The 7,121-nt window shown below is 63.4% G+C and carries 6 protein-coding genes and 1 riboswitch; of the genes, 5 read left to right on the top strand and 1 reads right to left on the bottom strand.

Annotated elements, in window-relative coordinates; all coding sequences use genetic code 11:
- On the bottom strand, positions 1 to 246 hold a 246-nt coding region (locus HHL15_RS13370), incomplete at its 3' end, for a helix-turn-helix domain-containing protein (RefSeq protein WP_169146273.1).
- A 22-nt stretch (positions 247 to 268) separates the two neighbouring features.
- Here HHL15_RS13370 and HHL15_RS13365 point away from each other — a divergent pair.
- From HHL15_RS13365 to HHL15_RS13345, 5 genes are all read left to right on the top strand, one after another.
- A complete protein-coding gene (locus HHL15_RS13365; RefSeq protein ID WP_169146272.1) occupies positions 269 to 880 on the top strand; it encodes a hypothetical protein in 612 nt (203 codons plus the stop codon).
- 192 nt (positions 881 to 1,072) lie between these two features.
- Positions 1,073 to 2,314: a hypothetical protein gene (locus HHL15_RS13360; protein WP_169146271.1), complete on the top strand. Its 1,242-nt coding sequence runs from the start codon at positions 1,073 to 1,075 to the stop codon at positions 2,312 to 2,314.
- A 492-nt stretch (positions 2,315 to 2,806) separates the two neighbouring features.
- Positions 2,807 to 2,947 carry a hypothetical protein gene (locus HHL15_RS13355; RefSeq protein ID WP_206198746.1) on the top strand — a complete coding sequence of 47 codons (141 nt, stop codon included), beginning with the start codon at positions 2,807 to 2,809 and terminating at the stop codon, positions 2,945 to 2,947.
- A 97-nt stretch (positions 2,948 to 3,044) separates the two neighbouring features.
- Positions 3,045 to 3,309, top strand: a riboswitch (cobalamin riboswitch).
- 126 nt (positions 3,310 to 3,435) lie between these two features.
- Entirely contained in the window at positions 3,436 to 5,586 is a 2,151-nt protein-coding gene (locus HHL15_RS13350) for a TonB-dependent receptor (RefSeq protein ID WP_169146270.1), read from the top strand.
- A gap of 2 nt (positions 5,587 to 5,588) precedes the next feature.
- Positions 5,589 to 7,082 carry a PepSY domain-containing protein gene (locus HHL15_RS13345; protein ID WP_169146269.1) on the top strand — a complete coding sequence of 498 codons (1,494 nt, stop codon included), beginning with the start codon at positions 5,589 to 5,591 and terminating at the stop codon, positions 7,080 to 7,082.
- Positions 7,083 to 7,121: the final 39 nt, after the last annotated feature.

Raw genomic sequence — 7,121 nt, 5'->3', positions numbered from 1 at the left:
CCGGTTGAGCAGCACGGAACCGCTCTTGAGCTTGACCGTCCCGCGGCGTCTGCGCGCCAGCATCGCCCGCTCGGCACGGGCGGCATCGTAGCTCTTGCCAATTGTGTTGCGCGCCACTTCACGCGACACCGCGGAAGTCGGCCGATTGAGTCTTCGGGCAATTGCCCGAAGACTCAATCCCTCATTGCTGCACCGATGAATCTGATTACGTTCGTCCATCGACAACTGACTGTAGTGATTTCCCATGCCTACACCCTAACAAATCGGGGTGTTGCACTTCAGTCTAGAGCGCGCCCTCTATTTCGGCTTCCTGCTTGTTCCAAAGGCCTTTCCCGGTATGAATGCAACGGCCATTGTTTTCTTCCTGCAGCTTTCAGCATTGGTGATCATGCCCATACTGCTCATCTTGGCAATCTGGTGCATCGTAGCTTTTGCCGAAGCCAAGTTCAGACGGCAGCCCATTAACGGGAGGTTACTTTCCGCAGGGCGTTTCGCCTTTGCGGGAATTTCGATGTTCGTCACATTTTTGGCGTTGGGCTCCATTCTCCCTGATGCATTACCCAGCGGCTCCTACGATGAGTCCTTCAATAGAGACGCTTGGTTGGATCCTGCCTCCAAGCCATCCATCCCGAGAGGGGCGACGTCACGTCAGAGAATGCTGGCAGATGTCATTGCCCGGCTCCCACACAAGAGTCGCAGCGAGCTTGAAGTCATGCTCGGACCTTCCATGGACACGCCGTATTTCAAGAGCACTGGACGCGACCTTATCTACGTAACGGGCCCGCAGCGTGATTCATTGCTTGCTATGGATTCTGAATGGCTTCTGATTTGGTTGGATGAAGATGGTATCTATCAACGTCACGCCATCGTTACTGACTGAGTGTCTGCGATAGAGCGGTCTTGGAGGAGATAGCTGCCGTTCAGACTTGGCAAGAATTAAATGACAGAGCTCTGTGCCTACAGCGTTGCCAGCGCAGCGGTGACAGGATGGAATAGGCACTCTCTAGCAAATATCGAAAATAACATGAGATCGAAGCTGTGTTGAAAACTACTAGGCCTGGAGTAGTTAGCTGTGTTTAACCAGTTTTCTACCCAAATTCTTGAGCGGCTTCATGGGAAGAAGCTTCCCGTTGTCTTTCAGGAGACAACGGGAGTCTCCGAAAGGACATGGCGAAATCGGATTAAGAATGGCTGGAATCCAGGATCAGAGGAGCTTGAAAAGTTAACGGGGCAGATGGCGGTCTGCGCTACAGAGATAATAAAGGCTAAAGGGGGTTGGACTGAAAATGAGGTCCAGGATATTTTTTTCCGAAGTCCTTCACGGAGGGCCGGAATTGGACTTCCTACTGCCGATCTCATTTTCTGGTTTAGTCCAGGGTTTGGAAAGGGCTACTTAGAATCCATTGCGGTGGCGAGTCAGTTTGACCTGTACTGCTCCGCGTTTTCTGATGCTGTGAAGGCATGTGATACCAATGCTGCAAGGAAAGTCCTCCTGGATTGTCTTGAATGGTTGATGAGTTTTTGCGCTAGCGATGCAGAGGAAGACGAGGATGTCCAGGAGCTGAGGGAAAAGCTCTTGGCGGCAGAAGGCCTCGGGGGGCTGCTGGAGAGTGCGAAGCCGCTTGTCGATCAACTTCTCTTTCTCATTCTATCCGTATGGGATGTCGAGTTTTGCTCCCACTATACCGGTGGGAAGATTGAACCATTTCCGCTCTTCAAACTCGTCATGCCCTGCCTCTCTCCGACCATCGAATTGGAGTCGGGTTCCAACCGATTCTTGAGAGATGGAAAGCCGCCAAAGCGCGGGGTATTTGAAAAGTCGACCGCCAGGTTGCTCGATTTCTTGGCTGTTCTGAGTTGTTGGCGCAGGAATCGTGTTCCGCCCGACAAACTTCCAGCGGTCAAAGAAATGGCTGCATGGTTCAAGGAAGACCCGGGGAGAATCACGAGCTGGCGGGATGAGACAACTCTTTTTACCTACAGCCATTTTCTCTCGGTATGGCAGTCAGCCTGCGTCCCTGACAAAAGGGGGCGTTGTCCTGAAGCGCCAGCTCCAATGCTTGTTGTCGCGCATCTGCTGAGCCCTTTATTGGTACGCGAGAAAGGGAAAGTCACGCAATGGATTGTCTGTGGTGACGGATACGAGCGATGGTGGAAACGCATTTTGGATCGCCTGACGGCCAAAGGGCTGAAGTTTGGTTCTACCCCTTGGCCAAAATGCCTCACTGATCAATCGGTCGGCAACAGATTGTTGGAATCCTGGTTATCCTCCCAGTCTTCCGGTCGCTCGTCCCAGCCCCTGGACTCCCAGTAGGCGTCGTTGTTGGGGTTGAGTTGGTTGGCGTGGTTATCAAGATCATCTTTGGTAGCCATGCAGTGGCTCTCCTTTCCGTTAGCTGCTGCCAGATTTGCCGAAATTGCGAGCAGCCGCAGCTTGTAGGCGGCCCGTATAGTTGCCTTTGGGGACTTCACCCCCGTGCGTACGGGCAACAGCCTTTTGTGCGCGGGAGGCAGCAGTCGGGGATGTGGGGGGTGTCCGCCCTTTGTTGTTGCTGGACTTGCTCATGGAAAGCTCCTTCGTGGTGGTTGATAAGTACTGCTGGCCAAGCAGGCAAACGAAGTCTCTCCCAACGGTAAATCCGATTAGTTCCAATTTTCGGAAGCGAGGTTTTTCGATATCGCTTGCTGATCTCTGACCTAGAAGTATATGGAGCCCGCATCGGTGGGCTTTGTCACAGGTGCCCTTGATGTCGATGCTCTTGCGCTATGAAAGACCGGCGCCGACCTGGCCGGCGCGTCCTTCGACATGCAGATGTTCGTCGGCTGCCGGGGCCGGGAGCGCAGCCTGAGCGAATGGAAAGCGTTGGTCCAGGCCGGTGGGCTGGCGCTGGAGGAGTGTGTGCGGCTGCGCTCGCTCGGCAGCATCCTGGTGCTGGGGGCGGGCTGAGCGGCTTGTCATCGCGGAAGCGCTTCAAGCCTTCCGCACCCGCTCCGCCCTCTGTAGAATCCGCCCACCCTGTGTGCCGGTCATCGGTGCGCAGGGATCGAATGCTCCGTCGCAAGGTGTTTCGCTCCTCGTTTCGAGAGGGGCGGAATTAAACGGGAAACAGGTGCGTCCAGCCGCGTAAGTGCGGCGACCAAGCCTGTGCTGCCCCCGCAACGGTAAGCGGATCAAGCGGTTTCAGGTCGGCATCGCACGATGCCGGCAGCCACTGCGCCCTGGGCGTGGGAAGGCGAAGCCTCTGGCCATCGGGTCTCGACCCCTTGGTGCTCCGCGAGCCCGGATACCGGCCTGCGACCGACCTCGGACACTGCGGGAGGGCGGCGTCCGGGCGGTACTGCGCCCGTCGGGTTCCTGTGCCTCCCGTGTCTGCCCTTCCTGCTTATTTCATGCGGCCGGCGGGGACGTCCGGCTGCCAGCAGAGGGCTTTCCTGATGAGCACTTCCTATCGCGCTGCGCGCACGTCGCGTGCATCCCTTCGTCGTTCGAGTCTTGCCGCGGGTTTCCTGGCGGCGCTGCATGCCGCCGGCACAAGCCACGCCGCCCAGGAGGAGGCTGTCCTGGCGCCGGTGACCGTTTCTGCAGCGGAGGAGGGCGGCCTCGGCTTGAAGCAGGCGGCCACCACCGGGTCGCGCCTGCGGCTGACCCCGCTGGAGACGCCGGCCAGCGTGGACATCCTGCCCGGCGAGACGATCCGCGCCCGTGGCGATGCCACCCTGATCGAGGCGGCGGCGCGGGCCCCGGGTATCACCCAGAGCGGCACCTCGGGCGGTGGGGCATTGGCTGCGCGGGGCTTTGCGGGCAATACCTCGGTGATGCGGCTGTACGACGGCACGCGGATGTATGTGTCCGGCGGGACGGTGAGCTTTCCCTTCGACCCCTGGATGGCCGAGCGCATGGAGGTGCTGCGCGGGCCGGCGTCGGTGCTGTATGGCGAGGGGGCGATCGGCGGGGCCATCAACACGGTGCCCAAGAAGCCGCAGCGCGGGGAGATCGCCCACGAGGCGAGGGTGGCCTACGGTTCGGACGACACCTGGCGCACGGCCTATGGCAGCGGCGGGGCGGTGGACGAGCGCTGGTCCTACCGCTTCGACCTGAGCCGCAACCGTAGCGATGGCTATGTGGACCGTGGCGGGTCCGACACCCTGGCGGCCGCGGCCGCGGTGCGCCTGGACGTGTCGCCGGCCTTCAACCTCACCCTGTCCCACGACTACGGCAGGCTGCAGCCCATGCGCTATTTCGGGGTGCCCTTGATCAACGGCAAACTGGACAGCCGCCTGCGCGAGACCAATTACAACGTGGCCGACGCCCGGCTGCAGTTCCGCGACAACTGGACCCGCCTGGATCTCGAATGGCAGGCGGCCGAGGGCGTGGTGGTGCGCAACCAGCTCTACCGGCTCAACAGCCGGCGCGACTGGCGCAATGCCGAGAGCTATCGCTACAACGCCAATGGCAGCATCACGCGCAGCAGCTTCCTGCTGATCGGCTACGAGCTGGAGCAGGTGGGCAACCGCCTGGACAGCACCTGGCAAGGCAGTGTCCTCGGCCTGCCCAACGAGCTGGTGCTGGGCTTCGACGTCAATCGCCTGCGCTACTACCGCGACCGCAACAACGGCGCGGCGGCCGAGACGCTGGATGCCTTTGCCTTCGATCCGGGCAACTTCCCCACCAAGATGACCAACGCCGAGCTGTTCAAGACCAATACCCGTACGCTCTCGTTGTTCATGGAGGACAAGCTCAAGCTCGCACCGCGCTGGTCGCTGGTGGGGGGCTTGCGCTGGGATCGCATCGATGTGGATCGCACCGGCCTGCGCAATGCGTCCGGCCCGGACTTCGAGAAGACCTTCACCCACGCCAGCGGGCGGCTGGGGGCGGTGTTTGCGGTGACGCCGGAGCTGTCCCTGTATGGGCAGTACGCCACCGCCGCCGATCCGCTGACCGGGGTGGTCAACACCACGGCGCAGCAGAGCCAGTTCGACCTGTCCACCGGCAAGCAGGCCGAGCTGGGCGTGAAGCAGCGCTTTGCCGGCGGCAAGGGCGAGTGGTCCCTGGCCACCTACTGGATCCGCAAGGAGAAGCTGCTGGTGCGTGATGCCGACAACCCCAACGTGTTCCAGCAGGTGGGCGCCCAGTCCTCGCGGGGCGTGGAGCTGGCCCTGGCCTACGCCGTGACCCGCAGCCTGCGTATCGACGCCAACGGCACCGTGCTCAACGCCCGCTACGACGACTTCAACGAGGTGGTGGGCCCGGCCCTGGTGTCGCGCACCGGGCGTACGCCTTCCGGGGTGCCCGAGCGCACCGCCAACCTGTGGCTGGAGTGGGATTTCATGCGGCAGTGGCAGGCCGGGCTGGGGGCCCGCTATGTGGGGCCGCGCTATGTAGATAACGGCAATGCCGCCAAGGTGAATGCCTACACGGTGGTGGATGCCACCCTGTCGTGGCAGCTGCGCCGGGATCTGCGCCTGAGCCTGTTCGGCTACAACCTGTTCGACCGCGACTACGCGCAGACCACCTACAGCGGCAACAACCAGTGGGTGCTGGGCCGGCCGCGCAGTGTCGAGGTGGCGGCCCACTTCACGTTCTGAGCATGAGATCAGTGTTCGAACGTGTGGGGCTGCGCTGCCGGCGCGGGCTGTACCTGATCCACCGCTGGCTGGGCATCGTCGCCTGCCTGCTGTTCGTGCTGTGGTTCGTCAGCGGGCTGGTGATGATGTATGTGCGCTTTCCGGCGCTGGGCGAGGCCGAGCGTCTGGCCGGCCTGCCGGCACTGGACCTGGCCCAGGCGCAGCTGGGGCCGGACCAGGCCTGGCGCGCGGCGGGCCTGCCGGGCTGGCCGGCCAGCCGGCTGTGGCTGGAGATGATGGTGAGGGCCGATGGAGGGGCCGAACCGGTGTGGCGGACCCGTGACGCGGCCGGCCGGCCGCTGACCATCGCCGCCACCGACGGGCGCCTGATCGAATCCGTGGACGTGGCCCGCGCCGCGGCGATCGCCCGCGCCTTTGCGGGCGGGGCCCCGGTGCGCCACCTGGAGACCCGCGAGCGCGATCAGTGGACGATGCCCAATGCCAATGCCTTCGAGGCCTTGCGGCCACTGCATCGTTTTGCGGTGGAGGGCGGGGCCGGGCTGGAGCTGTATGTGTCGGCACGCAACGGCGAGGTGGTGCGCGACAGCTCGCGCTTCGAGCGGGGCTGGAGCTGGCTGGGCACCCTCCTGCACTACTACACCTATGCGGTGCTGCGCGAGCAGCCCATGCTGTGGCGCCAGACGGTGTTGTGGACCTCGGGGCTGGGCATCGTTGCGGCCCTCAGTGGGTTGATCGTCGGCTGGTGGCGGCTGCGCGTGCGCCGACGCTACCGTGGCGGCGCCGTGACGCCCCATCGCGGCTGGAAGGCCTGGCACCACCTGGCCGGCGTGACGGGCGGCGTGTTCGTGCTGACCTGGGTTGCCAGCGGCTGGTTGTCGATGACCCCGGCCGGGCTGCTGGCCCGGCAAGGCCCTTCGACGGCCGCGCTGGCGGCCTATGCCGGGGAGCGGGGCGCGTTTCCCTGGCCACCGTCGCTGGCGCCCGCTGCCGCTGCGGGGCTGCGCGAGGTCGAGGCCTGGCGCTTCGATGGCCAGGCCATGCTGTTGCTGCGGGATGCCCGCGGCGAACGCCGGAGCCTGCGGGCCGTCGACGGCCGCGTGGCTGTGGTGACGCGGGAGGCGGTGGCCGCCGCGGCGCACCGTTTGATGCCGGGCGCCGGGCTTGCGCGCATGACCCTGCTGACGGAGGCGGACCGCTACTGGTACAGCCGCCGGCAGCCGCTGTTGCTGCCGGTCTGGCGCGTCGAGATGAACGATGCCGCTGCCAGCTGGCTGTATGTGGACCCTGCCAACGGCCGTCTTGTGGCCAGCAGCAACCGCGACGCCCGTCTGCGGCGCTGGCTGTTCAACGCCGCCCACAGCCTGGACTTTCCATGGTTGATCCCGCATCGGCCGGCCTGGGACGGGGTGATGTGGGTGCTGTCCCTGCTGGGGCTGGTGGTGTCCGCGAGCGGCGTGCTGATCGGCTGGCGGCATCTCAGGCGGAGGAGGGGGTAGTCAGGGCGGGCCGCCGGCCCGCGCAGGCCCGGCCCGCGC

Source organism: Zoogloea dura, from assembly GCF_012927165.1.
Lineage (GTDB): Bacteria > Pseudomonadota > Gammaproteobacteria > Burkholderiales > Rhodocyclaceae > Zoogloea > Zoogloea dura.
Note: the sequence above shows the minus strand (reverse complement) of the source record. Positions and strands in the feature narration are given on the sequence as shown.

Bases quoted from the DNA above. Each gene is read 5' to 3' on its own strand.
- HHL15_RS13355 (WP_206198746.1), top strand. From the start codon at position 2,807: ATGCAGATGTTCGTCGGCTGCCGGGGCCGGGAGCGCAGCCTGAGCGAA.
- HHL15_RS13350 (WP_169146270.1), top strand. From the start codon at position 3,436: ATGAGCACTTCCTATCGCGCTGCGCGCACGTCGCGTGCATCCCTTCGT.
- HHL15_RS13345 (WP_169146269.1), top strand. From the start codon at position 5,589: ATGAGATCAGTGTTCGAACGTGTGGGGCTGCGCTGCCGGCGCGGGCTG.